A 24,721-nucleotide genomic window follows, 5' to 3' on the forward strand; every position below is an offset into this window, starting at 1 on the left:
TCCATTCACAACCCAAGGATGGAATTATGAATATCTCGAACACAGCCAATACCTGGCTCAGCCGATTCAAAATCGACATCACCTCCAGCACCAACCGGGTGTTTGGCAATGGCCGCCAGCAGCTGGAAGCCACTGTAACGGTAGCCCCGCGTAACGGCGGAACGATCACCGACGCACAACTGGCTTCGATTGCATTGGTCACGCTTGATGATGACGGTGTCTATCGAGAACTCAGTGGACAGCTCAAGGCTTCGTCTGAACGGGACGCCGCTTATGAGTACTACGCAGATACCGGTTCACCGCCCAGCAATCTGGAGCTCAATGGGCCGGTGCGACGCAAGCGGTTCTATATTTCGTCGTCGCGCGGCGGTGGCTCGATAGATCAGATTTATGCCTGCATCTCAAAAGACGGCAACACGCATCATGTTACCGATGGCGGTTCGTTCAACTCTTCAATCACTGTGGAATCGATTACCCCGCTGCGTTACGAAGAAAGCGACTTTGAACTCAATGCCGAGAATGCGCTGAGGACCGGTGTTACCGATATCGACATTTACTTTTTTAAATTCAAAAACCCCAAACTTCGAATTGTCAAATCTGCTCCGCATAGCGAGTACTACAGCGAGTCCTGGAACGACTTTCATAACGAGGACTGGTATTACCGTCATTGCCACACAACGAGGACGGGAGAAAATTTCAGCACTATTGCCACATGGCGAACTCATTACGCGTTCGAGATCAGCCCTAAACGAAACGTCACCCTCGGCACGAGCACCGTCACGTTGAACCACCGGGCAGGCCAGATGAATCTGCTTCGCACGGTGACTGACGAATTTATTTACAACAGGCCGGAAGACGAATCGGAGCGAAGCATCTGGAGCGTTTTTGACCAGTACGGTAATGAACGACAAATTGAATTCACTCAAACCGACGACGGCAACCGTATCGGTTTCAAGCGTTTTGACTGAAACCCGCTGACCCCTTCAAACGATCCAGACGTGCGGTCGGATAAACCCTGGCTGTGATTCCGGGCTATCTCGCCGCGCGCCTTTATTGCCAAACACGCCAGCAGGTAAATCATGTCAACGCACGAAATTCACTCCCAAGCCAGCAACTATCTGGGCTTCGTCAAAACCGGAGTCGACCCGAGAACCGGGCAATTCACCCTTGCCATGAGTCTGCCGCTGCCGCCGGCCAACAACCTGGCGGGACCTGCACTGACGCCAACCCTGGCCTTCAGCAGCATGGGCTCGACGCAGAACAGAGGGTTCGGCCTCGGCTGGGCGCTTAATCTGTCACAGCTGTCCCTTGACCCGGACGCCACGTCACTGCGTCTGACCTCGGGAGAGCAGTTCGCCGTGGACTGGGATAACTCCGATCTCAGCATTGGCGGCAAACTGGTGTTTCTCGACTACAAGCTGCGATCACTGGTGGTCACGCGGATCAGCGAGACCAGTTTCCGTGTGGACCTCAAGTCCGGCGATAGCGAAATCCTCACACAGCAGGAAAACGGTCATTACTACCTCGCCGAGCTGCGCACAGCCGAAGGACGGCGGGTGTTTGTCGATTGGCTGCCCATCGAAAACGGTCAATGCATCGTCGACGCCATTCGCGATGAAACCAGAACGCTGCTGCAGATCGTGCGCGAAGAAGGCGAAGTGCACGTCATCAGCAATCCCGACCAAGAAGAGGCCCGCAGCACCCTGCGCCTGATGTTGAGTAATGATCGGCTTAGTGATGTTTTTGTGCCGGAGATTGATCAGCCGTTTGCTTTCTCCTATGAAACATACCCGGTGGCGCCTGGTGCCGACTGGCTGTGCCCGGACGGACTTTCCGGCCCTTTGGGAGCCTGGGACAGCGTGAACTGGGCAACAGGCGAGCACGGCCACCGAATGCCAGAAGACGCACCGTTTCAATCCCTGCCTCGGGTTGCGAGCTGGACACACTCCTCAGGGCAGCCGGGTGGTGAGCTGTATCGGACCTATCAATGGATTGGCGAGCGCAACTTTCTGGGCTTCGGCAGCGACCAGCGTTTCGACTGGCAGCAGGGGCGCGACAATCTTTATCAGGTCGAAAGTGACTATGAGTACGAGGTCGTCGAAACCCAGCGCGATCGCGATGACCAATTGCTCGCCACCATCACTCGAACCTGGAACAGGTTTCACCTGCAGATCCAGGAAGTATCGACCCATCGCCAGTGTGAAGTTCGTGTCAGCACCACCTATGGAATCGATCCCCATCTGACCTGGGAGCAGCAACCTGCGTGGTGCCAACTGCCTCACAAAACAATCACCACCTACATCGATCACAGCAAGCCCAATGCTCAGCGCACCGAGCAAACCGAATCCCGTTATGACGAGTACGGCAATGTCTTGTTCATTCGTTACCCCAGCGGTGTGGAGGAACGCAGCGAGTACTACCCGGCGACGGCCACTGAGGGGTGCCCGGCCGACGGGCTTGGCATGGTCAGATATCTCAAGCAAAAGACGATTATCCCGGCCGGCGGCAATAGCCCGACAGGGACCGAGGCGGCGGTGATCGCGATCACTTACAGCTACCAAACCCTCAAATCACTGCTGCAAGACGGACCGCCCCATACCGTCGTGGTCAGCGAGCAGGCACATGACACCACCAATGATCAGGTCATCGAAATCACCCGGCAGCTCTATGCGGATACCGGCGACGCTCACCATGGCCGCCAGATTCATTCGGTCAATACACTCAATGGCAAAGCTACGACCACTTCATATCGGTACGAGATCAGCAAAAATCAATTGATCACGCACGTCACTGTCGACGGATTTGAAAACACCCCGCAAAACCGCTCCACCAGCAGCAGCGCCCAATCGCTTTTCAGCGGACTGACGACTTACGAGCAGAATGAAACCGGCATGCGCACCGGCTACCAATACGATGCGCTTGGCCGTGTGGTGCGAACGGTTGTTGCTCAGGGCAGCCCGTATGAGGCTGTGAAAACTGCTCGGTACGCCATCGCACAATCCGACCTCCAAGGCCATTCAATCGACGGCGCAAATGCTGTTCTGGTCGAGCAAACGGACGTGACCGGTCAACGTCGCCGCAGCTGGCTCGACGGCGCGGGACGGACCATACGGGTGGAACTGGAAGACCTGGACCACGCACCGGGCGTATTCCGCGAAATCGCGCGCACCGCCTACGATGCACAAGGTCGAGACATCACGCAGACTCGGCAGGACTGGCTGCCCGGGATCGATCAGCCGTTAGCGCTGAGCACGCTCAAACGGTATGACGACTGGGGCAATGTCTCCCAGATTGAAACGCCGGACGGGGTGATCGCCCATACCCGTCATGACCCGGTGATGCGCTGCACCGAGCAGTGGCAACAAAGTGGTACTCGACTCGGCCCCCGCACAGTGTCCCTGAACAACACCGCAGGAAGCCTGGCTCAGCGAGAACTGTATGACGAAACGGACCGCCTGATCCGCACCACGCTCTTGGTTCGTGATGGCCTGGATCGCGTGATCGAGGAACGCATCAAGATCGATGGACAAGCCGACATCGTCACCCGCTCTCGCTTCGACACCTATTCGCGTGTGGTCGAGCGCGAACTGCCTGACGGCACGCTCATCAGCTGGACGTATGCGCCACACAGCGATGCGGAGCATCCAGAGACCGTCAGCGTTACACCCGCCAAGGAGGCACAAACATGAGCACGAACCTTCCCCTTTCTGCCGCTCAGATTATCGGTCGCCAGACCTTCGATGGCCTGGGTCGGCAACGCACTGTCCAGAGCGGCACGCGTGTCACCCGCTTTCATTACCACACCGGCCAGTTGCCGCCTGGGGCCAACACGCTGCCCGATGGCAAACGCATCGACTTCACCTATGAGCCACAACTCGATAACCAACTGCTCAGCGTCAAGGTGGAAAACCAAAACGCACATCAAATCGTCTATGACCCACGACTGGCGCAGCAGGTATCGGCCAGCGGAGAACTCGGACAACAGCGTTGGAGCTACACCGCTTCCGGCCTGCCTGACCGGGACACGTGGGCGGTCGATGATCAAGAGCACACCACTGCGTGGCGCCACTCGCTCAACGGTTTGCTGGTCGCTTTTGACGATGCGTCCGGCATAACCCACGACTACCAATACGACGCCTTTGGCCGCTTGCAACAACTGACCGTCGGTGCCACGCAGACATTCGTCACCTACGACGCGTTTTCGCGTCCAGCCTCGGTCACGACCCAAGACGGGCTCAGTGGTCAGCGAATGGTTAAAACCCTGGCGTACGACACGCTCGGCCGTGAGCACAGTTGCACTTTTGAGGTGACGACAGACGGCGAACAGCAGACCCTTGTTCAGTCCTTGGGCTACTCGGCGCTGGATCAGGTGATTTCGCGCAGCTGGAACGATGGCGCTCAGCAAGGCGAGGAAACCTACGCCTACGATCTTCGCAGCCGACTGATTCTCTACACCGCCAACGCCATCGCGGCACCCACCGACCCCTTCGGCAACCGCATCGTGCGCCAGGTATTTGCCCTCAATGCGCTGGATGGCTATCAGCAGGTGATCAGCGAGTTCGCCGACGGCACGCAAGACACAGCCCTGTTCAGCTATGCCGCGACTGATCCGACGCAAGTGATACAGATCACCCACACCCACCCCTCTTGGCCGGCGCGCATCGACCTGCACTACGACGCCTGCGGCCGGTTGATCGAAGACAGCCTCGGACGCCTTATCACCTGGGATGCGCAGGACCGGCTGGCCAGCGTCAGTTATCAGGGAAAAACCTGCCAATACGCCTACGATCCCGCAGGCAACCTGACCGACCGAACAATCGACGACACGCTGACCCGCAGCTTCTTCAGCAGCGGACAACTGACCCATGAGCAGTGCGGCGATGAGACCTTGAGCCTGATCGCAGAGGGCAGTTCGCTGTTTGCGCTGAGCAAGCTCGCCGCCGGTGTGCGCAAGACCACCCTGCTAGGCACGGACGGCCAAGGCAGCGTGCGTATCGAGGACAACGGTCAGTTACGCAGACGTTCGTATACCGCTCACGGCGCAGAACCCCGTGATCATTCTGGCAGCCCGTTCGGCTTTGCCGGTGAACGCGTCGATGGCTTCACCGGCTGGCTGATCCCGGGCGGCTATCGTCCCTATGATCCAGTGCTGATGTGCTTCCTCAGCCCCGACAGCGAAAGCCCATTCGGACGAGGCGGTTTGAATCCTTACGCTTATTGCGGCGGGGATCCGGTCAACCGCGTTGACCCGGACGGCCACAGTTGGTCGACCTGGCTTACGGGCGGTCTGGGCATCGCACTGGGCGTGGCGGCCATGGTTGCCAGCTTTGGCGCTGCGTCACCGGCCATTGCATCGCTGTATGCGGTTGGCTTCTCGGCGCTGACCGCCAGTGGCGCCATGGCCATCAGCGCGGCGACCCTGAGCGCCATCTCGCTGGGCACGGGCGTCGCCTCGATGATTCTGGAAGCGACCGGCCACGACGAAAAAGCCGCAAGCATTCTGGGCTGGGTGTCGTTGGGCACTGGCTTGTTTGGAGTGGGGCTGGAAATGGCGCCAGCCGCCGCCAGCAGGTTGTCGGCCCGCGCCGCACGTGGCTCGGGCCGCGCAGGATCGCGTCTGGCCGCAGCACCCGCTTCGCCTCGGGTCGCTCACCGAATCGGTAAGGCTGACGTCCTGTTCGAGAAAAAACCGGGGAGCAGTGACGTTGCGTTCATCGAACGGCTCTGGGATGACGACTACGCAGCCTTCGTCACCCACGGCAGCCCGTTTGGCCAGCTCATGAATGCTCAAGGCAGCGCCGACTCGGCAATCAACGTCGCGACTCATCTCATCGCGCCAAGACTGGCCGCCATGGGCTATCCGGAGGGACAGAAAATCGTGCTGCTGGCCTGCTGGGCGGGAAAAACCGGAGCGGCGCAGAACGTTGCCAACGTGCTGAAGCGACCGGTCGAGGCATACCGAAGCAAGATTCACCTGCTCGGGGTCGCCACGCTGCAAGGGCCCGCCAGAGTCAGCGGCAAATTACACGGAGGCGCTACGACCGCTCCCGTCACCAAAATCTCGGTGTTAAAGCGGGTATTCGGTCACAAACATGGTCCGTTCAGCGACGCCCCACACTTCAAGCTGGCGAGCAAACATTTGTACACGCCGCAATAAGGGCGCCAAAGAAGCTCGCAGTGACCTGTGAAACACAAAGCTAATTCTCGACGGGTGATCAGGACTGATCACCTTGTCGCCAGCACCGTATCGGTCATCGCCGAGACGCCGCGTACCAGACTCAGCGGCGTGGCAACGGTCCTGTGCTGGCTCAGGTAGCGCATGCAGCTCACTCGCAAAAACGAGGCGAAATTGATGACTTCGCCTCTGTAGTCCATGACTTCTTCGTACAACTTGCTGATCAGCTGATTGGTGGTCATGCCGTCGTGCCCAGCGATCTCGGACAGGATGTCCCAGAACTGATTTTCCAGACGCAACGTCGTGACCACGCCGCAAATGCGCAGTGAGCGCGAGCGGGACTCGTAAAGAATCGGGTCTGCTTTTACGTAGAGTTCGCACATGGTTAAACCTCCTGATCAATCTGTAGGAGCGAATTTATTCGCGAGACGACTTGCCTGACACACCGGGTTAAACCTCGCCAACAAGTTGGCTCCTACAGAATCTGCGCCATCACAAAATGATTTGCGTACCCAGCACTTTCAAAAACGCTGCCAGCCAGGCCGGGTGTGCAGGCCATGCCGGAGCGCTTACCAGATTGCCGTCAGTGTGCGCTTCATCCATGCCGATCTCGACGTACTCGCCGCCCGCCAGTCGGACTTCCGGTGCGCAGGCAGGGTAAGCGCTGCAAGATTTGCCCTTGAGCACATCCGTCGCCGCGAGTAATTGTGCACCGTGGCAAACCGCGGCGATTGGCTTACCGTCGCGACCAAACTCACGCACCAGCTGCAGGACTTGTTCGTTCAGCCGCAGGTATTCCGGCGAGCGACCACCGGGCACTACCAAAGCGTCGTAATCAGCGGACTTCACGTCCTCGAAACTGAAGTTCAAGGCGAAGTTATGGCCGGGTTTTTCGCTGTAGGTCTGGTCGCCTTCGAAGTCGTGAATCGCCGTACGGATGGTCTGGCCCTTCTTCTTGCCGGGACATACCGCATGCACGGTGTGGCCGACCATCAACAGCGCCTGGAACGGCACCATGACTTCGTAATCTTCGACGTAGTCGCCGACCAGCATAAGAATTTTCTTTGCCGCCATGACCGCTGTCCTCCGGGTGAGTGGTTGTCTGATGTGGCCAAGTATTGAGGCGCATCGACACCGGTGGGTAACAGCGTAGTACTACAACGGGTGGCTGGGGTTCACCTGTAGGAGCCAACTTGTTGGCGAGAGAGACTCACGCGGTGAGCCAGATATATCTTCTCGCGAACAGGTTCGCTCCTGCAGAACACTCACCCCCGCCGATCCAGCACGTTGACCACCAGCCGGTCCAGCCAGCCCCATACCCGCTGTTGCACCCGGCGCCACAGGGGTCGGGCTTTCCAGTCTTCCAGGCTCACCAGATTGCTGACCGCAAAGTCCTTTTCGAAGCTTTGGGCGACCGCCAGGGTCAGCGCCGGGTCCAGCGCTTCGAGGTTGGCTTCCAGATTGAAGCGCAGATTCCAGTGATCGAAATTGCAGGAGCCCAGGCTCACCCAGTCATCGATCAACACCATTTTCAGGTGCAGGAAACACGGCTGGTATTCGAAGATTTTCACGCCGGCGCGGAGCAGACGCGGGTAGTAGCGATGACCGGCGTAGCGCACGGAGGGATGGTCGGTGCGCGGGCCGGTCAGCAGCAGCCGCACATCGATGCCTCGGGCGGCGGCGCGTCTAAGCGAACGCCGGACTTTCCAGGTCGGCAGAAAATACGGTGTCGCCAGCCAGATCCGTTGCTTGCCACTGTTCAGCGCGCGCACCAGCGATTGCAGGATATCGCGATGCTGACGGGCATCGGCATAGGCCACGCGTCCCAGCCCCTCCCCAATCACAGGCGCTGGCGGCAGACGCGGTAAGCCGAAGTTTTGCGCCGGACGCCAGGCTGTACGCCGCTGGTTGGCGTGAAACTGACGATCAAACAGCGCCTGCCAGTCGATGACCAGCGGCCCACGTATCTCGACCATCACCTCATGCCATTCGCTGGTGTCATGGTTGGGTCGCCAGAATTCGTCCGTTACGCCGGTGCCGCCCACCACAGCCAATTGCTTGTCTACCAGCAGCAGCTTGCGGTGATCGCGGTAGAAATTACGAATGCCGCGCCGCCAGTTGACCTTGTTATAAAACCGCAGGATAACGCCTGCTTCGGTCAGGCGATTACGCAGGCCGAGGGTAAAGGCCAGCGAGCCGAAATCATCGAACAGGCAGCGCACGATGACGCCGCGTTTGGCAGCGTCCACCAAGGCCTGAACCACTGCCTCGGCGCACAGCCCCGCCTCCACCAGGTACAACTCAAGCTCGACTTGTTGCTCAGCTTTCTCGATGGCCTGGATCATGCGCGGGAAAAACGCAGGGCCATCGATCAACAGCTCGAACTTGTTTTCTTCACGCCATGGAAAAATCGCACCGGCCATATCAGCGCGCTGCTGCTGTGGCTAAACAAGTGGGGGCGACGTCAGCAAGCGAGGTGCATCGCGGCAGTGGGCAGATCAAGGTGGGCATGCAAACTCCAGATGAGCAATTGGGGCAACCTTATCCGCCTGTCTGACCGCTGGCAAACCGCTATGTTCGGGGGGATTCGTATTACGGCTTGGGAGGCAGCAATCGACAGCCTTGTCGCGCACCGATCCATGCCGCGCTGTTGCTGCGGCCCAGACCATTGGCGCTTACCGTTCTGTTGCTTTCATCGTCCTGCACATCGCTGGGCAGCCACTGCTTTACGTAAGCACGGCAGTACTCGGCCGGGTAGTTCATCACGTAGCGGCACGAACAATATTCCTTGGCGGTGTAGGCGCTGATGATGTCGGGAAAGGCCTGGAGCTGGATGCGGTATTGCCAGATCAAAGCGGCCAGCGCCACTGCGATGATGATTAGCACACGACTCAAGGGACGCAGACGCAGAACGCCAGAACCTGGGCTCATGGCCTGCCCTCCTGTTTGAACGCGGCCAGCGCCAGCTTGAGTAACCGGTTGTGATCGAAGGTGGCGTCGCGATCATCGGCGTAACGCACGACGACCAGCTTAGCGTCAGGAATCACATACATCGCTTGCCCCCAATGCCCAAGCGCAGCGAACGTATTCTGCGGAGCATCGGGCCACGGGCTTGCCTGACGGGTGCTCGGGCGATTGAGCCACCACTGGCCCCCCGGCACTTCATTGGCTGGCAATGGCGCGCTTTGAGTGAAGGGCGTGAGGTTGAAATCGACCCAGGCCTTGGGCAGCAATTGATGCGCTTGCCAGCGACCGCCGCGCTGCATCAGCAAACCGATGCGCGCCAGATCCCGGGCGGTCATGTAGGCGTAAGACGAGCCGACGAAGGTGCCGGTGGTGTCGGTTTCCCACGTCGCGCTTTTGATACCGAGCGGGTCGAACAGCGCAGTCCACGGATAGTCGGGGTACGCCTTGTCGCCCACCATGTTTTTGAGGGCCGCCGCCAATACCGTGCTGTCGCCGCTGGAATAGCGATAGGAGGTGCCCGGCGCGCTGGCGACGTTGTGCTCGGCGGTGAAGCGCGCCATGTCCCCGCGCCCTCGGGTGTAGAGCATCGCCACCACCGAAGAATTGAGCGGCGCGTACTCGTAGTCTTCCTGCCAGTCCAGCCCGGACGCCCAGTGCAGCAAGTCCTGCATCCTCACGTCGGGATGGGCACTGAACGGTGGGTAAAACATCGTCACCGGGTCATCCAGTTTGAAGCGCCCTTCCCCGTACGCCACGCCCAGCACTGTCGCCATCACGCTTTTGCTGACCGACCAAGTGAGGTGAGGCGTGTCTGCGCTGGTTGGGGCGGCGTAGCGCTCGTAGATGATTTCGCCGTCGCGGATGACCAGCAACGCATCGGTGCGGATGCCCTTGCGGGTCTGATCGTCTCGGGGTGGGAAGGCGTAATGCTCAAGGTCTGCCAGCGCCGGGGTTGTGGCTGCGGGTTGTGCGGCCCAGTGCTCGCCGGGCCAGGGTTGGGCGGTGGCTGAAAAGGCAATCAGAAATACCGCGAGGAACAGAGACAGACGGCGGACCATGGAAACATCTCTGGAGAGGACTTCGAAAACCGTAGCAGCGATTCATGACAAGCCATGGATTCAGTAGGAGCCGACTTGTTGGCGAGAAGGCCCGACGCGGTACATCTGAAAAAACCCGTCGTTAGCTTCGCGGGCAAGCCTCGCTCCAACAAGTTTTGCGCCATCCCCCGATTTCAGCGGTGCCCAGATCCTCGTTGGAGCGAGGCTTGCCCGCGAAGCTGACGACGCAACGTATCGAATGTACCGCGTCCATTCTTTCGCGCGCCGAGCATCGCTGCGTCACCGGCCCATGTCACGCAACCATCACCAAAGCGTAATGGTGGTGACATCGCCCCTAAATAGCCTGCATCTGTGAAGCAATGGTTCAAACCATACAGTCGACCAGCCCTTACTCCACGGCTGGCCCACGGAGACGACGCATGACTCAGATCGCCAGCATTCGAGACACCCGCGCAGACCGACGACTTCAGGCCGAACGCCTGATTGGCAGCAAAGCCCTGCAGGAAGCCCAGGCTTTACGGTTCAGCGTGTTCAGTGGTGAGTTCAACGCCAAACTCCAGGGTGCCGAACTGGGTCTTGATATCGACGACTACGACGTACATTGCGCCCACATTGGCGTACGTGATCTGGCCACCGGGCAACTGGTCGCAACCACCCGCCTGCTGGACCACAAGGCCGCCAGCACGCTGGGCAAGTTCTACAGCGAAGAAGAATTCAGCCTCCACGGCCTCAGCCATCTGAAGGGCCCGATCCTCGAACTGGGCCGCACCTGCGTCGACCCGGCCTACCGCAACGGCGGCACCATCGCGGTGTTGTGGAGCGAGTTGGCCGAGATCCTCAACGAAGGCGGCTACAGCTACTTGATGGGCTGCGCCAGCATCCCGATGCAGGACGGCGGGATTCAGGCCCACGCAATCATGCAGCGCCTGCGCGAACGTTATCTGTGCACCGAAAACCTGCGCGCCGAACCGAAAAACCCGCTGCCCAATCTTGATCTGCCCAACAACGTGATCTGCGAAATGCCACCGCTGCTCAAGGCCTACATGCGCCTGGGCGCGAAGATCTGCGGCGAGCCGTGCTGGGACGAAGATTTCCAGGTGGCCGACGTCTTCATCCTTCTCAAGCGCGACGAGTTGTGCCCGCGTTACGCCCGTCACTTCAAGGCAGCGGTGTAATGAGCCGGTTGCGCAGCTATGCGCGCGTCGCACGGGTGCTGTGGGTCATCGCGCTGGGGCTGACCATCGCTGGCGCCTTTACGCTGATGGAACGCCTGCGGATCGGTCATTCCATGGCCCGTCGGCAACGCTGGAGCAGCTGGTTCATGGCGCATCTGGCTGGAGCGCTGCCGTTTCGCGTCACCGTCAGCGGGCAACTGCCGACACGGCCGATGCTGTGGGTCAGCAATCATGTGTCGTGGACCGATATACCGCTGCTGGGCATGCTCGCGCCGCTGTCGTTTCTGTCCAAGGCCGAAGTGCGGACCTGGCCGGTTGCGGGCTGGCTGGCACTCAAAGCAGGCACGCTGTTCATTCGTCGCGGTTCGGGCGACAGCAAACTCATCCAAAAGCAGATCGGCCAACATCTGTTGGGCAATCATCCGCTGATGATCTTCCCCGAAGGCACCACCACTGACGGCCGCAGCCTGCGTACCTTCCACGGGCGGCTGCTGTCCAGCGCGGTGGAAACCGGCGTCGCGCTTCAACCGGTGGCGATTCAGTATTTGCGCGACGGCAAACCTGATCCGATTGCTCCTTTCATTGGGGATGACGACCTGCTGTCGCACCTGCGTCGGCTGTTCGCCAATGAACAGGGCGATGTGCATATCCAGTTGCTGACGCCGATCGAAACCTTGGGCAAAGAACGCGCGGCGTTGGCGTTCCAAGCTCAGCAGGCGGTGCAAGTGGCCTTGTTCGGCGAGATCCCTCAGGCCGTGGTGTCGCGTCCTGAATCCAAAGCGGCTTGAGCAAACGCTTGAACCTGTGGATAAAACTCTTTGAAATCCTCGCTCAACGGCTGGTAGAGCCCGCGCAGTTCCTGCATCGCGCCTGCCAGCCCTTCGGGGCGTGACAAGCGCCGGGCAATGCCGGCCAGCGCATCGTCCACCACTTCAAAATCCCGGTACGAACCCAGCCAGTCCTGCGCGGCCATGCGCGGCGCGATGAACGCCAGGCGCTCGGGCAATTGCGGTTCGTCGGCCAGCACGCGGTAGACGTTGTCGGTGAACGCGTCCAGCGGCCCATCGGCGTAGTGCTGCCAATCTCGCGCCAGGCAGTGATCAAAAAACACGTCCAGCACGATCCCCGCGTAACGACGACGCTCTGCCGGGAAACGGCCCAGCGCTTGTTTGATGAGCGGGTGAGTGTCGGTGAAAGCGTCGATGCGACGGTGCAGGCGGATGGCTTGCTCGATCTCAAAAGGGAACCGTCCCGGCAGCAGCCCTTTGACGAAATCGCCGTACAGGCTGCCGAGCAACTGCTCAGGGCGTTGGCCGCCGAGATGGAGGTGGGCGAGGTAGTTCATGGATTACCTGTTGGAAATTGCCGCATTTTTTGAAAATACCCGATGCCGTGGGAGCGGACCTGTCCGCGAATACAAAAGGTTCGAGCGATAAGAAGTGGCGACTGTACTCACGTCTTCGCGGACAGGTCCGCTCCCACAGGATCATCGACGTGCCAATCCACTGCGCTTCGAGCCTACGCCAATTTCCCGAACGAGCCTATATCGATATAACCCGATATACCGTTTCGCACTGTCCTTAGCACGCCTTCATATTTGTATATCGCGAACTACCAATATAAAGTTCGCCCCATCGCGATATACCGCTAAACCTCATATTGAGAACGACATGCCTATCGACCTCGACGAAATAATAAAAGCCCTGGCTCATCCGGTTCGCCGTCAGATCCTCGACTGGCTCAAAGACCCACAGGCGTGCTTCCCCGATCAGGAGCACTCGCTGGAAAACGGTGTTTGCGCAGGTCAGATCGACCAACGTGCCGGCCTGTCTCAGTCGACGATTTCCGCCCACTTGGCGACCTTGCAACGTGCCGGCCTGATCAGCAGCAAAAAGTACGGTCAGTGGCATTTCTTCAGACGTAACGACGACGCCATTGAGGCGTTTTTGAAAGAGCTTTCAGAACAGCTCTGACCCACCCATTTTCAGGAGACGCCACGTGCCTCTTTCGCTTCTCATTCTGGCCCTGAGCGCCTTCGCTATCGGGACGACCGAGTTCGTCATCATGGGCTTGCTGCCCGAAGTGGCTTCCGACCTTGGCGTGTCGATTCCGGGCGCTGGCTGGCTGGTGACCGGTTATGCATTGGGCGTGGCCATCGGTGCGCCGTTCATGGCGATGGCCACCGCCAAACTGCCGCGCAAAGCTGCGCTGGTCACGCTGATGGGCATTTTCATCATCGGCAATCTGCTGTGTGCGGTGGCCGCTGATTACAACATCCTGATGTTCGCCCGGATCATCACGGCCCTGTGCCACGGCGCGTTCTTCGGCATCGGTTCGGTGGTGGCAGCGGGGCTGGTTCCGGCCAACCGTCGCGCTTCGGCTGTGGCGCTGATGTTCACTGGATTGACCCTGGCGAACGTGCTGGGTGTGCCGCTCGGTACCGCGCTGGGCCAATACGCTGGCTGGCGCTCGACGTTCTTCGCCGTCACGGTGATTGGCGTCATCGCGCTGATCGGCCTGATTCGTTTCCTGCCGACCAAGCGCGACGAAGAAAAGCTCGACATGCGCGCCGAGCTGGGCGCGTTGAAAGGCGCCGGCATCTGGCTGTCGCTGAGCATGACTGCGCTGTTCTCGGCATCGATGTTTGCCCTGTTCACCTACATCGCACCGCTGCTGGGTGAAGTCACCGGCGTCTCGCCCAAAGGCATCACCTGGACGCTGCTGCTGATCGGTCTGGGCCTGACGCTGGGCAACATTATCGGCGGCAAGCTGGCAGACCGACGTCTGGCAGCAACGCTGATTGGCGTGTTTATCGCCATGGCCGTGGTTTCCACCGCGTTGACCTGGACCAGCGTTGCGTTGATCCCTACCGAAATCACCCTGTTCTTGTGGGCCACCGCCGCGTTCGCCGCCGTTCCTGCGCTGCAGATCAATGTCGTGACCTTCGGCAAGGATGCGCCAAACCTGGTGTCGACCCTGAACATCGGCGCCTTCAACGTCGGCAACGCCTTGGGCGCCTGGATCGGCGGCACCGTCATCGAACAAGGCTTCGGCCTGACCCGCGTACCGCTGGCGGCCGCCGCGCTGGCTGTCCTGGCACTGCTGGTGACCTTGATCAACTTCCGTCAGCGCGGCAATGCCGAACTGGCTGCTACTACCCACTGATTTTTACCCTGACTTTTTCCTTGAACTGACTGTTAGAGGGTTTTCCTGAATGACCACTATTTTTGACCCAATCAAGCTGGGCGACCTGGAACTGAACAACCGCATCATCATGGCTCCGCTGACTCGCTGCCGCGCCGACGAAGGCCGTGTGCCCAACGCGATGATGGCCGAGTACTACGTTCAGCGCGCTTCGGCGGGCCTGATCATCACCGAGGCAACCTCCGTCACTGAGATGGGCGTCGGCTACCCGGACACCCCCGGCATCTGGTCCAACGATCAGGTCCGTGGCTGGAGCAACATCACCAAAGCCGTTCACGGCGCAGGCGGCAAGATCGTGCTGCAACTGTGGCACGTGGGTCGTATTTCCCACCCGATGTACCTGAACGGTGAAGCGCCGGTCGCACCGAGCGCCATCGCGGCCAAAGGTCACGTCAGCCTGGTGCGCCCAGAAGCCAACTACCCGACGCCACGCGCGCTGGAAATGGCCGAGATCGCTGACATCGTCGACGCCTACCGCACAGGCGCCGAAAACGCCAAAGCGGCCGGTTTCGACGGCGTGGAGATTCACGGCGCCAATGGCTATCTGCTCGACCAGTTCCTGCAAAGCAGCACCAACTCGCGCACCGACCAATACGGCGGCTCGGTAGAAAACCGTGCGCGCCTGATGCTGGAAGTGACCGACGCTGTGCTGGAAGTCTGGGACGCAGGCCGGGTCGGCATGCACCTGGCACCCCGCGCCGACGCTCACGACATGGGCGACGACAACTTGGCCGAAACCTTCACCTACGTCGCCACCGAGCTGGGCAAGCGCAAGATCGCCTTCCTGTGCTCACGCGAACGTGAACTGGACGACAGCCTGGGCCCACGCTTGAAGCAAGCGTTCGGCGGCGCCTACATCGCCAACGAGAAGTTCACCAAGGACAGCGCCAATGCGTGGCTGGCCGCAGGTAAAGCAGACGCTGTGGCTTGGGGCGTTCCGTTCATCGCCAACCCGGACTTGCCTGCACGTCTGGCCAAGGGCGCTGCGTTGAACGAGCCGCACCCGGAAACCTTCTACGCCAAAGGCCCGGTCGGCTACATCGATTATCCAGCGCTGTAATCGGTCTGCCTTGAAACGCAAAAGCCCCGGCTCAGTGATGAGTCGGGGCTTTTTTTGCAGGATAAGTCCGCTTCTGTAGGAGCCAACTTGTTGGCGAGAAAAACGCGCGGAGTATCAGGTGCGACGTCTCGCGAACAAGTTCGCTCCTACAGATTCGGCCGGGCTCAAGGCCTGGCGTTAATTTTCTGCGACAACGTCTGAATCTGGCTTTGCAGCGTATTGATGTTGCGCGTCACCTGGCCACGAAACGCGTCGTACTCGGCGGTCGCCGGGCCTGCCGAAGCTGCCGGGCGATTCTCCTGCTCGCTTTTGAGCACGATCATGTCCTGCTCAAGCCGGTCGATCGCGGAGCCCGGATTGCTCTTTTTCAGATTCGCGACGTCAGCGGCCACGCTTTTGATCTCTGCATCGAGCTTGTCCTGGCCAGACTGCGCCGACTTCATGTCCGGCAGTGATGCTTTCAAGGCGGCAAGCTCAGCCGACACAGCTTTGAGCTGATCCTGCAGCTGCGTATTGGTCGCCTGCTGCTGGGTGGTTTGAGTCGCGATCAGCTCCAGTCGCTTATCCAGCCCACCTTGAGCGCCGGCCACGCCCTCCTGCTGTTTGTTTTGCTCGTCCAGCTTGTCTTGAAGCTGCTTGATCTGGGCCTTCACCGCTTCCCCGCCGCTGTTGGCGAACGATTCTGTGGCGACGACCTTGCCGGAAATGTCCTGCAGCCGCCCCGCTGCTTCCTCACTGATGCGCGCGAAGCTTTCCTGCGTCGCGACCAGTTGCTGCTCCATCAGCGAAACCTGTTGGTAACTCCACCAGCCCAGTCCGCAAAAAGCGATGAACAGGATGACAATCAACGTCCATAAGGCGCCAGTGCCCGGCGCTTTGACCTTAACCACCGGCGTGGTCCGCGAGTAGACCGTGGTGCGGTCACGAGCGCCGGGCGTCGGCAGGAAGTCTTCGTCATCGTCTTTAGCGCTGAGGTTGGGGATGTCATCAACGTCATCGTATGGATCTTTGCGCATGAATATCCCTTTGCAAGCCGTTAAATCTGAATGGGGGCAGTATAACCACGGTTATCGGCACGGCTGAATCGCCAGCCGTCACTGTTGCGCTTTCCACCAGCCGCAGAACTCATCCAGAGCCGTCCACAGACTGACCTGCGGCTGATAGTCCAGATAGTACTGAGCGCGACTGATGTCCAGGGTGAAATTCTTGTTCATGACCTGCATGCCCAGCCTCGACAGCGTGGGCTCCGGTCGGCCCGGCCACAGCATGCACGCGGCTTCGTTAACGGCCGCAGCGCTGTACGCCAGGCCGTATGACCGATAGCGCGTGACCTGCGGCAGTTCCATCTGTCGCATCACATAATTGACCACGTCCCAGATCGGGAGCGGCGCGCCGTTGCTGATATTGTAAGCCTTGCCCAACGCCGAACCCGCGGCCAGCAGGCTGCTGAGAATCGCTTCATTGAGGTTTTGAACGCTGGTGAAATCGACCTTGTTCAGGCCGTTGCCGATGATCGCCAAGCGATTCTTGCGCTGCATGTTCAGCAAGCGCGGGAAGATGCTGGTGTCGCCTGCGCCGGTGACCATGCGCGGGCGCAGCGCGATGACTTCCAGACCAAACTCTTCGGCGCCAAACACTTTCTGCTCGGCCAGATACTTGGTCGCCCCGTAATGGTTGTTGAAGCGCTTTGGGACCTGTTCCTCCTTGATGCCGACATGATCGCGGCCATCAAAATAGATCGACGGCGAGGACAGGTGCACCAATCGTCGAACGCGCTGTTTGAGACAGGCCTCGACGACATTTTCAGTAACTTGGACATTGCCCTGATGGAAATCCTGACGCCGGCCCCACGCCCCGACGGACCCTGCGCAGTGGACGACCGCTTCGACGTCGTGGCACAAGCGAAGCACCAGACCGGGGTCGGTCAGATCGCCCTGGATGAATTCAGCGCCGCGCCGCACCAGATGCTCGACGCCCTCGGCGCGATGGCCGTTGACCCGCACGCTCAGGCCCTGCTCCAAAGCGAAACGCGCAAAGCGTCCGCCAATAAAGCCGCTCGCGCCGGTGACCAGAATCTTCATTTACCGCTCCATAACCATTGATAACCCTGTGGGAGCGGACCTGTCCGCGAAAGCTTTCTTCAGTCCGATACATCTCTGTCGACTGTACATTGGCATTCGCGGACAGGTCCGCTCCCACAGGTTTGACCTCATCACATTCGCTCATCACGATTGACGCTCAATGCGCTTGCAGCGGCACCAACCATTGCCCGGCATTTTTCGCCAGATGCTCGGTAAGCCGTGTCAACAATTGCCCACCGTTGCGCCAATGATGCCAGTACAACGGCACATCAATGGGACGATCGGGTAATAACTCCACCAAAGTGCCACGTGCAAGCTGTTCGCGAACCTGTAACTCCGGCACCAATCCCCAGCCCATTCCCGCTTCGATCATGCGAATAAACCCTTCGGACGATGGGCAGAGATGGTGCTGAAAACCGTCCTCCACGCCAAGCGAGGCCAGATAACGATGTTGCAGAAAGTCATCCGGGCCGAACACAAGCGCTGGGGTTTTCGCCACCGCCAGCGGGTCCACGCCATCAGGAAAATAGCGCTTTATAAACGCCGGGCTTGCCAGCGCACGGTAGCGCATCGCCCCCAATAATAAACTGCGAGCCCCCGCCACCGGACGCTCGCTGCCACACAAACAGGCGGCCACTTCCCCTGCTCGCATGCGCTTGAGGCCCACGTCCTGATCTTCGACCACCAGGTCGGTGAGCAATCCCTGCTCCACGCAGAAATCCCCCACGGCCGGCGCCCACCAGGTCGCGAGGCTGTCGGCATTGAGCGCGATGCGCAAGCGCTCTGGCATCCCGCCGCCGTCGAGCGCAGGCACCACACTTTGCAAGTCGCGCTCAAGCAGACGCACTTGTTGCACATGATTGAGCAGGCGCCGCCCAATGTCGGTGGGTATTGGCGGCGCCGCTCGCACCAACACCGGCTGACCAATGCGCGCCTCAAGTAACTTGATGCGCTGGGACACCGCAGATTGTGACAATCCAAGCACTTGAGCAGCGCGTTCGAATCCGGCCTGCTCGATGACAGCCGCCAGCGCCGAAAGCAACTTATAGTCGAACATCAGTTTTCCTAATGAGCGATGAGCAATATTGGTTTTTCTTATACATCGTCTGACGGGACAATCGCCACATTCTTGTGTGGATACCTCCGGAGCGACAATTCATGTGGCATAGCTATCTCAACGGTTTATTAGTCGCTTTCGGGCTGATCATGGCAATCGGAACGCAAAACGCGTTCGTGCTGGCTCAGAGTCTGCGCCGTGAACATCACCTTCCCGTCGCGCTGCTGTGCATCGTGTGTGACGCGCTGTTGGTGACGGCTGGAGTTTTCGGTCTGGCCAATGTGCTGGCGCAAAACCCGACCTTACTGGCCGTGGCGCGCTGGGGCGGAGTAGCGTTTTTGCTGTGGTATGGCGTGCAGGCGCTGCGCCGCGCGTGTTCGCGACAGAGCCTGCAACAGGGCGAAGGCGCGGGGCTGCGTTCACGCCGGGCGGTATTGCTCAGCGCACTGGCGGTCACGCTGCTCAACCCGCACGTTTATCTGGATACTGTGTTGCTGATCGGCTCCCTGGGCGCGCAACAATCTGTGCCCGGCGCGTACGTGGCCGGTGCTGCGAGTGCTTCTTTGTTGTGGTTTTCAACCCTGGCCATCGGCGCTGCATGGCTCGCCCCGTGGCTGGCGCGTCCGGCCACGTGGCGGCTGCTTGATCTGCTGGTAGCGGTAATGATGTTCAGCGTGGCGGCGCAGTTGATTCGTTCGGCCTGAATGCGCCAGACCAGGAACAGATTAATTTTCAAAAAGCGCGAAAAATCGATTAGACCCGTCGTGATCCTGTCGGAGCGAGCGGGCGGCGATCCGACTTGTCCGCGAAGCTCAGACGTGGCTGTGTCAGGCTCACCCCGTTGGCAGCTTCGCGGGCAAGCCTCGCTCCAACAAATCCGAAAGTGTTAATCAACTTCCAAACGCCAATCAAAAATCTTCATGATCTTCACCCCGATGCTCTGGAACCTCTATCCCACACAGTTGTTGCGTGGTTAAGCACTGGGGCCGGTGCTATGATCCGGACCCTGCGCCGCAAAGAGTACAAACTCGACGGCGTGTTATCTGGCCGCCCGTGAACGGCCTTGCGCTCACCGCAACCTGACCTGATTAGGAGAATTACCATGGCTTTTGAATTGCCGCCGCTGCCGTACGCACATGATGCACTGGCACCGCACATTTCCAAGGAAACCCTGGAATACCACCACGACAAGCACCACAACACCTACGTCGTGAACCTGAACAACCTGGTCCCAGGTACAGAATTCGAAGGCAAGACCCTGGAAGAGATCGTCAAATCTTCTTCGGGCGGTATCTTCAACAACGCAGCCCAGGTCTGGAACCACACGTTCTACTGGAACTGCCTGGCGCCAAACGCTGGCGGCGAACCCACCGGCGCACTGGCTGATGCAATCACCGCTGCTTTCGGTTCTTTCGACAAATTCAAAGAAGAATTCAGCAAAACCTCCATCGGCACCTTCGGTTCCGGCTGGGGCTGGCTGGTGAAAAAGGCTGACGGTTCCCTGGCTCTGGCCAGCACTATCGGCGCCGGCAACCCGATCACCAGCGGCGACACCCCGCTGCTGACCTGCGATGTCTGGGAACACGCTTACTACATCGACTACCGTAACCTGCGTCCAAAGTACGTTGAAGCATTCTGGAACCTGGTTAACTGGTCGTTCGTTGCAGAGCAGTTCGAAGGCAAAAGCTTCACCGCTTGATGTAAGCGTGTGACCGCTGATTGTAAAAAAGCCCGGCATGTCCGGGTTTTTTTTCGCCTTCTGTTCGTGGTTTATGTATTGTCGCGAAACGGTAGCTGACTAATATCAATTTCTACTCAAAACGATGCAAGGCGCCTCAAGTAAAGCCACATCCCGACCGACACAGTAATGATCGCCAGACTGCCTGCGCAGTGTGACGTCCGAAGAACAATGGTGAATCAGGCGTTCCCGACGGAGCTTGATTTGCGGGTTTGCTTTCCCCCAAAGCGCGCACCTCGTCAGTCGCTCAGCATGGATGAAGGAATGCTCATTTGAAGCTGGAACTCAAGAACAGCTTGTCGGTGAAGCTGCTGCGCGTAGTACTGCTTTCGGCATTGATCGTTGGCGTGGTGCTCAGTTGCGCCCAGATCGTCTATGACGCCTATAAAACCCGGCAGGCCGTAGCCAGCGATGCAGCGCGGATCCTCGATATGTTTCGCGATCCGTCCACCCAAGCGGTGTACAGCCTGGACCGCGAGATGGGCATGCAGGTTATCGAGGGCTTGTTTCAGGACAAAGCCGTGCGCATGGCGTCCATCGGCCACCCGAATGAAACCCTGCTCGCCGAAAAGTCCCGTGACCTCAGCGCCTCCCCTACCCGCTGGCTGACCGATTTGATTCTTGGCCAGGAGCGCAGCTTTACCACCCAGCTAGTAGGCCGCAGCCCCTACAGCGAATATTACGGCGACCTGCGCATTACTCTCGACACCGCCACCTACGGCGAGGGCTTCATCACCAACTCGTTCATCATCTTTATCTCCGGCGTTTTGCGCGCGCTCGCCATGGGGCTGGTGCTGTATCTGGTTTATCACTGGTTGCTGACCAAACCGCTGTCGAAAATCATCGAGCACCTGACCAACATCAACCCAGACCGCCCAAGCGAGCACCAGATTCCGCTGCTCAAAGGCCATGAAAAAAACGAACTGGGCATCTGGGTCAATACCGCCAATCAATTGCTGGCCTCTATCGAGCGCAACACCCACCTGCGTCATGAGGCCGAAACCAGCCTGCTGCGCATGGCCGAATATGACTTCCTCACCGGGCTGCCAAACCGCCAACAATTGCAGCAGCAGCTGGACAGAATTCTGGTGGACGCAGGCAAGGTTCAGCATCGGGTCGCGGTGTTGTGCGTGGGGCTGGATGACTTCAAGGGCATCAACGAACAGTTCAGCTATCAGACCGGCGACCAACTGCTGCTGGCGTTGTCCGATCGGCTGCGTGGCCATAGTGGGCGCCTCGGTTCGCTGGCACGCCTGGGCGGCGATCAGTTCGCGCTGGTTCAAGCCGACATCGAGCAACCCTATGAAGCCGCCGAACTGGCGCAGAACATTCTCGATGACCTGGAAGCGCCGTTCGCAATTGATCAACAGGAGATCAGGCTGCGCGCCACCATCGGCATCACGCTGTTCCCGGAAGACGGCGACAGCACTGAAAAGCTGCTGCAGAAGGCCGAACAGACCATGACCCTGGCCAAAACCCGGTCGCGCAATCGCTATCAGTTCTACATCGCCAGCGTCGACAGCGAGATGCGTCGCCGCCGCGAACTGGAAAAGGATCTGCGCGAAGCCCTGGTGCGCAATCAGTTCCATCTGGTGTACCAGCCGCAGATCAGTTATCGCAATCAGCGCGTGGTCGGCGTCGAAGCGTTGATTCGCTGGACGCATCCGGAACATGGCATGGTGCCCCCGGATCAGTTCATTCCGCTGGCCGAACAGAACGGCACGATCATCGCGATTGGCGAATGGGTACTGGATCAGGCCTGCAGTCAGCTGCGCGAATGGCACGATCAGGGCTTCATGGATTTGCGCATGGCGGTTAACCTGTCGACCGTGCAGCTGCACCACGCCGAACTGCCACGCGTGGTGAACAACCTGCTGCAGATCTACCGCTTGCCGCCGCGCAGTCTGGAGCTGGAAGTAACGGAAACCGGCTTGATGGAAGACATCAGCACCGCCGCCCAGCATTTGCTCAGCCTGCGACGCTCCGGCGCACTGATCGCCATTGATGACTTCGGCACCGGTTACTCGTCGCTCAGCTATCTGAAAAGCCTGCCGCTGGACAAGATCAAGATCGACAAGAGCTTTGTGCAGGACCTGATCGATGATGATGACGACGCCACCATCGTGCGCGCGATCATCCAGCTGGGTAAAAGCCTGGGCATGCAGGTGATTGCCGAAGGCGTGGAAACCGCCGAGCAAGAGGCGTACATCATTTCCGAAGGCTGCCACGAAGGTCAGGGCTATTTCTACAGCAAGCCACTGCCCGCCCGGGAATTGCTGGCGTATTTGAAACAGGCCGAGCGCACGCACATGGGTGTCTTGTGAAACGGCTTCGCTGAACCCTGTAGGAGCCAACTTGTTGGCGAGGCGGTCTTCCTGTTGAACTCGCTCCATCGGCTCGCGAACAAGTTCGCTCCTACAGAGCCCCCTACGTAATCCCGATGAAAACCCCTGTTACACCTTGAAATACCTCCCCGCCCGCGTCAGGGCAAATCGCCTTTACACAGAATGCAAATCTTTCGCATTATGTCGCAGCTTTTTCTGGCGCATGCCGCCGGTCTCACTCTCTCGACGCAGGATTCCGTGATGATTCGTATGCCCCTGGCTACCGCTAGTCTGTTGGCCATTGCTATCTCGCTCGCCGGTTGTGGCGAGGGTAAGGACAAGCCCGCCGCTGCAGCGCCAACACCGGCCCCTGCCGCCGCGACGACAGCACCGGCCGCAGCACCGCCAGCCCAGACCAACGATGCCGCTACCAAGGCCGTGGTCGCAAATTACGCCAACATGGTCTTCGCCGTGTTCAGCGACGCCGAATCAACCGCCAAGACCCTGCGCACCACCATCGATACCTTCCTCGCCAACCCGAACGATCAAACGCTGAAAGCGGCGCGTGACGCCTGGGTTGCGGCTCGCGTGCCCTACATGCAGAGCGAAGTCTTCCGCTTCGGCAACACCATCATCGACGACTGGGAAGGACAGGTTAACGCCTGGCCCCTGGACGAAGGCCTGATCGACTACGTTGCCACCGATTACCAACACGCGCTGGGCAACCCCGGCGCCACCGCCAATATCATCGCCAACACCACCGTTCAGGTCGGCGAAGACAAGGTCGACGTCAAAGAGATCACCCCCGAAAAACTCGCCAGCCTCAATGAGCTGGGCGGTTCCGAAGCCAACGTCGCCACGGGCTATCACGCCATTGAGTTCCTGCTGTGGGGCCAGGATTTGCACGGCAACGAGGCAGGTGCAGGCGAGCGTCCGGCCAGCGACTACATCGAAGGCCAGGGCGGTACCGGCGGCCACAATGACCGTCGCCGCGCTTACCTGAAGTCAGTGACTGATCTGCTGGTCAGCGACCTGGAAGAAATGGTCAACAACTGGAAACCCGGCGTTGCCGACAATTACCGCGCCTCGCTTGAGGCCGAATCAGGTGAAAGCGGCCTGCGCAAAATGCTCTTCGGCATGGGCAGCCTGTCATTGGGCGAGCTGGCGGGCGAGCGCATGAAAGTCGCGCTAGAAGCCAATTCCAGCGAAGACGAGCACGACTGCTTCAGCGACAACACCCACAACTCGCACTTCTACAACGGCCTGGGCATCCGTAACGTTTACCTGGGCGAATACACCCGGGTCGATGGCACCAAAGTCACGGGCCCGAGCCTGTCCTCGCTGGTTGCCAAAGCCGACGCAGCGACCGACACCGCCGTGCGCGCAGACCTGGACGCCACTCAGGCCAAGCTGCAAGTCATCGTCGACCACGCCAACAAGGGTGAGCACTTTGATCAACTGATCGCCGCAGGCAATACCGCAGGCAATCAGGTGGTGCGCGACGCCATCGGTGCGCTCGTCAAACAGACCGGCGCCATCGAGCAGGCTGCGGGCAAACTGGGCATCACTGACCTGAACCCAGACAACGCCGATCACGAGTTCTGATCCCGGCGTACGCCCTCGCAACACGTCACGTTTAAACCAAAGCTGGCCCTCATCGGGGCCGGCTTTTTTTGTCTGAAAATTGGCTGTCATGCCCGCCCCCATTGGTGATTACCGGACACGTCTCAAACTTGCGTAGGGCATTTCCCAATCGCCCGATGTCGGATTGAAGGCTGTATTTAGCCCGTCGATGATTTGCACTTTCTTGATCCACCCCATCAGAAGGGAGACAGCCAGTGCCAAAAAAAGACAGAAAAAGGCGCATCGTCAAAGACGTTAA

Annotated in this window: 21 protein-coding genes; 12 read left to right on the top strand and 9 right to left on the bottom strand. The window is 59.4% G+C overall.

Annotation, left to right across the window (positions count from 1 at the left end; translation table 11 throughout):
* The first annotated feature begins 26 nt into the window (after positions 1 to 26).
* The 3 genes from ACWKWM_RS06535 to ACWKWM_RS06545 all read left to right on the top strand — a co-directional run bounded on the left by ACWKWM_RS06535 (position 27) and on the right by ACWKWM_RS06545 (position 6,157).
* Entirely contained in the window at positions 27 to 968 is a 942-nt protein-coding gene (locus ACWKWM_RS06535; RefSeq protein WP_483845330.1) for a hypothetical protein, read from the top strand.
* Positions 969 to 1,079: 111 nt separating this feature from the next.
* A complete protein-coding gene (locus ACWKWM_RS06540) occupies positions 1,080 to 3,689 on the top strand; it encodes an RHS repeat domain-containing protein (protein WP_483845331.1) in 2,610 nt (869 codons plus the stop codon).
* Entirely contained in the window at positions 3,686 to 6,157 is a 2,472-nt protein-coding gene (locus tag ACWKWM_RS06545; protein ID WP_483845332.1) for an RHS repeat domain-containing protein, read from the top strand. Before ACWKWM_RS06540 ends, ACWKWM_RS06545 begins: the two co-directional genes overlap by 4 nt.
* A gap of 68 nt (positions 6,158 to 6,225) precedes the next feature.
* Here the strand turns inward: ACWKWM_RS06545 and ACWKWM_RS06550 are convergent, their stop codons facing one another.
* The 5 genes from ACWKWM_RS06550 to ACWKWM_RS06570 all read right to left on the bottom strand — a co-directional run bounded on the left by ACWKWM_RS06550 (position 6,226) and on the right by ACWKWM_RS06570 (position 10,200).
* On the bottom strand, positions 6,226 to 6,558 hold the full coding sequence (locus ACWKWM_RS06550; RefSeq protein WP_483845333.1) for a ribbon-helix-helix domain-containing protein: 333 nt from the start codon (positions 6,556 to 6,558) through the stop codon (positions 6,226 to 6,228).
* 109 nt (positions 6,559 to 6,667) lie between these two features.
* The gene (locus ACWKWM_RS06555) at positions 6,668 to 7,249 is read right to left on the bottom strand and encodes a DJ-1/PfpI family protein (RefSeq protein WP_483845334.1); all 582 of its coding nucleotides are present in this window, start codon (positions 7,247 to 7,249) and stop codon (positions 6,668 to 6,670) included.
* A 191-nt stretch (positions 7,250 to 7,440) separates the two neighbouring features.
* On the bottom strand, positions 7,441 to 8,598 hold the full coding sequence (locus tag ACWKWM_RS06560; protein ID WP_483845335.1) for a phospholipase D-like domain-containing protein: 1,158 nt from the start codon (positions 8,596 to 8,598) through the stop codon (positions 7,441 to 7,443).
* A 169-nt stretch (positions 8,599 to 8,767) separates the two neighbouring features.
* Positions 8,768 to 9,106 (bottom strand): amidase, encoded by a 339-nt coding sequence (locus ACWKWM_RS06565; RefSeq protein ID WP_483845336.1) that lies wholly within the window; start codon positions 9,104 to 9,106, stop codon positions 8,768 to 8,770.
* Positions 9,103 to 10,200, bottom strand: coding sequence for a serine hydrolase domain-containing protein (locus ACWKWM_RS06570; protein ID WP_483845337.1), 1,098 nt, complete (start codon positions 10,198 to 10,200; stop codon positions 9,103 to 9,105). The genes ACWKWM_RS06565 and ACWKWM_RS06570 overlap by 4 nt, the downstream gene beginning before the upstream one ends.
* Positions 10,201 to 10,619: 419 nt before the next feature.
* Here ACWKWM_RS06570 and olsB point away from each other — a divergent pair, with 419 nt between their 5' ends.
* Entirely contained in the window at positions 10,620 to 11,375 is a 756-nt protein-coding gene (gene olsB / locus ACWKWM_RS06575) for an L-ornithine N(alpha)-acyltransferase (protein WP_483845338.1), read from the top strand.
* On the top strand, positions 11,375 to 12,163 hold the full coding sequence (locus ACWKWM_RS06580; protein ID WP_483845339.1) for a lysophospholipid acyltransferase family protein: 789 nt from the start codon (positions 11,375 to 11,377) through the stop codon (positions 12,161 to 12,163). The genes olsB and ACWKWM_RS06580 overlap by 1 nt, the downstream gene beginning before the upstream one ends.
* On the opposite strand, the gene ACWKWM_RS06585 is transcribed toward ACWKWM_RS06580, so the two are convergent.
* Positions 12,124 to 12,720, bottom strand: coding sequence for an acyl carrier protein phosphodiesterase (locus ACWKWM_RS06585; RefSeq protein WP_483845340.1), 597 nt, complete (start codon positions 12,718 to 12,720; stop codon positions 12,124 to 12,126). The genes ACWKWM_RS06580 and ACWKWM_RS06585 overlap by 40 nt on opposite strands.
* A gap of 325 nt (positions 12,721 to 13,045) precedes the next feature.
* On the opposite strand from ACWKWM_RS06585, the gene ACWKWM_RS06590 reads away from it, so the two are divergent.
* The 3 genes from ACWKWM_RS06590 to ACWKWM_RS06600 are packed head-to-tail and all read left to right on the top strand — an operon-like array spanning position 13,046 to position 15,639.
* Entirely contained in the window at positions 13,046 to 13,348 is a 303-nt protein-coding gene (locus tag ACWKWM_RS06590) for an ArsR/SmtB family transcription factor (protein ID WP_483845341.1), read from the top strand.
* A 25-nt stretch (positions 13,349 to 13,373) separates the two neighbouring features.
* Positions 13,374 to 14,540 (top strand): MFS transporter, encoded by a 1,167-nt coding sequence (locus ACWKWM_RS06595; protein ID WP_483845342.1) that lies wholly within the window; start codon positions 13,374 to 13,376, stop codon positions 14,538 to 14,540.
* Between the two features lie 49 nt (positions 14,541 to 14,589).
* On the top strand, positions 14,590 to 15,639 hold the full coding sequence (locus ACWKWM_RS06600; protein ID WP_483845343.1) for an alkene reductase: 1,050 nt from the start codon (positions 14,590 to 14,592) through the stop codon (positions 15,637 to 15,639).
* 164 nt (positions 15,640 to 15,803) lie between these two features.
* Here the strand turns inward: ACWKWM_RS06600 and ACWKWM_RS06605 are convergent, their stop codons facing one another.
* The 3 genes from ACWKWM_RS06605 to ACWKWM_RS06615 all read right to left on the bottom strand — a co-directional run bounded on the left by ACWKWM_RS06605 (position 15,804) and on the right by ACWKWM_RS06615 (position 18,777).
* Positions 15,804 to 16,655, bottom strand: a complete 852-nt coding sequence (locus tag ACWKWM_RS06605) for an ATPase (protein WP_483845344.1) — start codon at positions 16,653 to 16,655, stop codon at positions 15,804 to 15,806.
* A gap of 78 nt (positions 16,656 to 16,733) precedes the next feature.
* Positions 16,734 to 17,720, bottom strand: a complete 987-nt coding sequence (locus ACWKWM_RS06610; protein ID WP_483845345.1) for an NAD-dependent epimerase/dehydratase family protein — start codon at positions 17,718 to 17,720, stop codon at positions 16,734 to 16,736.
* Positions 17,721 to 17,877: 157 nt separating this feature from the next.
* Positions 17,878 to 18,777 carry a LysR family transcriptional regulator ArgP gene (locus ACWKWM_RS06615; protein ID WP_483845346.1) on the bottom strand — a complete coding sequence of 300 codons (900 nt, stop codon included), beginning with the start codon at positions 18,775 to 18,777 and terminating at the stop codon, positions 17,878 to 17,880.
* A 101-nt stretch (positions 18,778 to 18,878) separates the two neighbouring features.
* Between ACWKWM_RS06615 and ACWKWM_RS06620 the strand changes: the two genes are divergently transcribed.
* The 4 genes from ACWKWM_RS06620 (at position 18,879) to ACWKWM_RS06635 (ending at position 24,444) form a co-directional block, all read left to right on the top strand.
* Complete coding sequence (locus ACWKWM_RS06620) at positions 18,879 to 19,481, top strand: LysE/ArgO family amino acid transporter (protein ID WP_483845347.1); 603 nt, start codon at positions 18,879 to 18,881, stop codon at positions 19,479 to 19,481.
* Positions 19,482 to 19,879: 398 nt separating this feature from the next.
* Positions 19,880 to 20,476 carry a superoxide dismutase gene (locus tag ACWKWM_RS06625; protein WP_483834208.1) on the top strand — a complete coding sequence of 199 codons (597 nt, stop codon included), beginning with the start codon at positions 19,880 to 19,882 and terminating at the stop codon, positions 20,474 to 20,476.
* A 311-nt stretch (positions 20,477 to 20,787) separates the two neighbouring features.
* Positions 20,788 to 22,839 (top strand): putative bifunctional diguanylate cyclase/phosphodiesterase, encoded by a 2,052-nt coding sequence (locus tag ACWKWM_RS06630; protein ID WP_483845348.1) that lies wholly within the window; start codon positions 20,788 to 20,790, stop codon positions 22,837 to 22,839.
* A gap of 261 nt (positions 22,840 to 23,100) precedes the next feature.
* Positions 23,101 to 24,444 carry an imelysin family protein gene (locus ACWKWM_RS06635; protein WP_483845349.1) on the top strand — a complete coding sequence of 448 codons (1,344 nt, stop codon included), beginning with the start codon at positions 23,101 to 23,103 and terminating at the stop codon, positions 24,442 to 24,444.
* Positions 24,445 to 24,721 lie beyond the last annotated feature (277 nt).

This window comes from Pseudomonas rosaeacicularis, assembly GCF_057128745.1.

Excerpts from the sequence above, each read along its gene's own strand:
- olsB (WP_483845338.1), top strand. The coding sequence starts at position 10,620 with ATGACTCAGATCGCCAGCATTCGAGACACCCGCGCAGACCGACGACTT.
- ACWKWM_RS06570 (WP_483845337.1), bottom strand. The coding sequence starts at position 10,200 with ATGGTCCGCCGTCTGTCTCTGTTCCTCGCGGTATTTCTGATTGCCTTT.
- ACWKWM_RS06555 (WP_483845334.1), bottom strand. The coding sequence starts at position 7,249 with ATGGCGGCAAAGAAAATTCTTATGCTGGTCGGCGACTACGTCGAAGAT.
- ACWKWM_RS06540 (WP_483845331.1), top strand. The coding sequence starts at position 1,080 with ATGTCAACGCACGAAATTCACTCCCAAGCCAGCAACTATCTGGGCTTC.
- ACWKWM_RS06580 (WP_483845339.1), top strand. The coding sequence starts at position 11,375 with ATGAGCCGGTTGCGCAGCTATGCGCGCGTCGCACGGGTGCTGTGGGTC.
- ACWKWM_RS06545 (WP_483845332.1), top strand. The coding sequence starts at position 3,686 with ATGAGCACGAACCTTCCCCTTTCTGCCGCTCAGATTATCGGTCGCCAG.
- ACWKWM_RS06600 (WP_483845343.1), top strand. The coding sequence starts at position 14,590 with ATGACCACTATTTTTGACCCAATCAAGCTGGGCGACCTGGAACTGAAC.
- ACWKWM_RS06610 (WP_483845345.1), bottom strand. The coding sequence starts at position 17,720 with ATGAAGATTCTGGTCACCGGCGCGAGCGGCTTTATTGGCGGACGCTTT.
- ACWKWM_RS06585 (WP_483845340.1), bottom strand. The coding sequence starts at position 12,720 with ATGAACTACCTCGCCCACCTCCATCTCGGCGGCCAACGCCCTGAGCAG.
- ACWKWM_RS06590 (WP_483845341.1), top strand. The coding sequence starts at position 13,046 with ATGCCTATCGACCTCGACGAAATAATAAAAGCCCTGGCTCATCCGGTT.
- ACWKWM_RS06605 (WP_483845344.1), bottom strand. The coding sequence starts at position 16,655 with ATGCGCAAAGATCCATACGATGACGTTGATGACATCCCCAACCTCAGC.
- ACWKWM_RS06550 (WP_483845333.1), bottom strand. The coding sequence starts at position 6,558 with ATGTGCGAACTCTACGTAAAAGCAGACCCGATTCTTTACGAGTCCCGC.
- ACWKWM_RS06560 (WP_483845335.1), bottom strand. The coding sequence starts at position 8,598 with ATGGCCGGTGCGATTTTTCCATGGCGTGAAGAAAACAAGTTCGAGCTG.
- ACWKWM_RS06620 (WP_483845347.1), top strand. The coding sequence starts at position 18,879 with ATGTGGCATAGCTATCTCAACGGTTTATTAGTCGCTTTCGGGCTGATC.
- ACWKWM_RS06535 (WP_483845330.1), top strand. The coding sequence starts at position 27 with ATGAATATCTCGAACACAGCCAATACCTGGCTCAGCCGATTCAAAATC.
- ACWKWM_RS06635 (WP_483845349.1), top strand. The coding sequence starts at position 23,101 with ATGATTCGTATGCCCCTGGCTACCGCTAGTCTGTTGGCCATTGCTATC.
- ACWKWM_RS06565 (WP_483845336.1), bottom strand. The coding sequence starts at position 9,106 with ATGAGCCCAGGTTCTGGCGTTCTGCGTCTGCGTCCCTTGAGTCGTGTG.
- ACWKWM_RS06625 (WP_483834208.1), top strand. The coding sequence starts at position 19,880 with ATGGCTTTTGAATTGCCGCCGCTGCCGTACGCACATGATGCACTGGCA.
- ACWKWM_RS06615 (WP_483845346.1), bottom strand. The coding sequence starts at position 18,777 with ATGTTCGACTATAAGTTGCTTTCGGCGCTGGCGGCTGTCATCGAGCAG.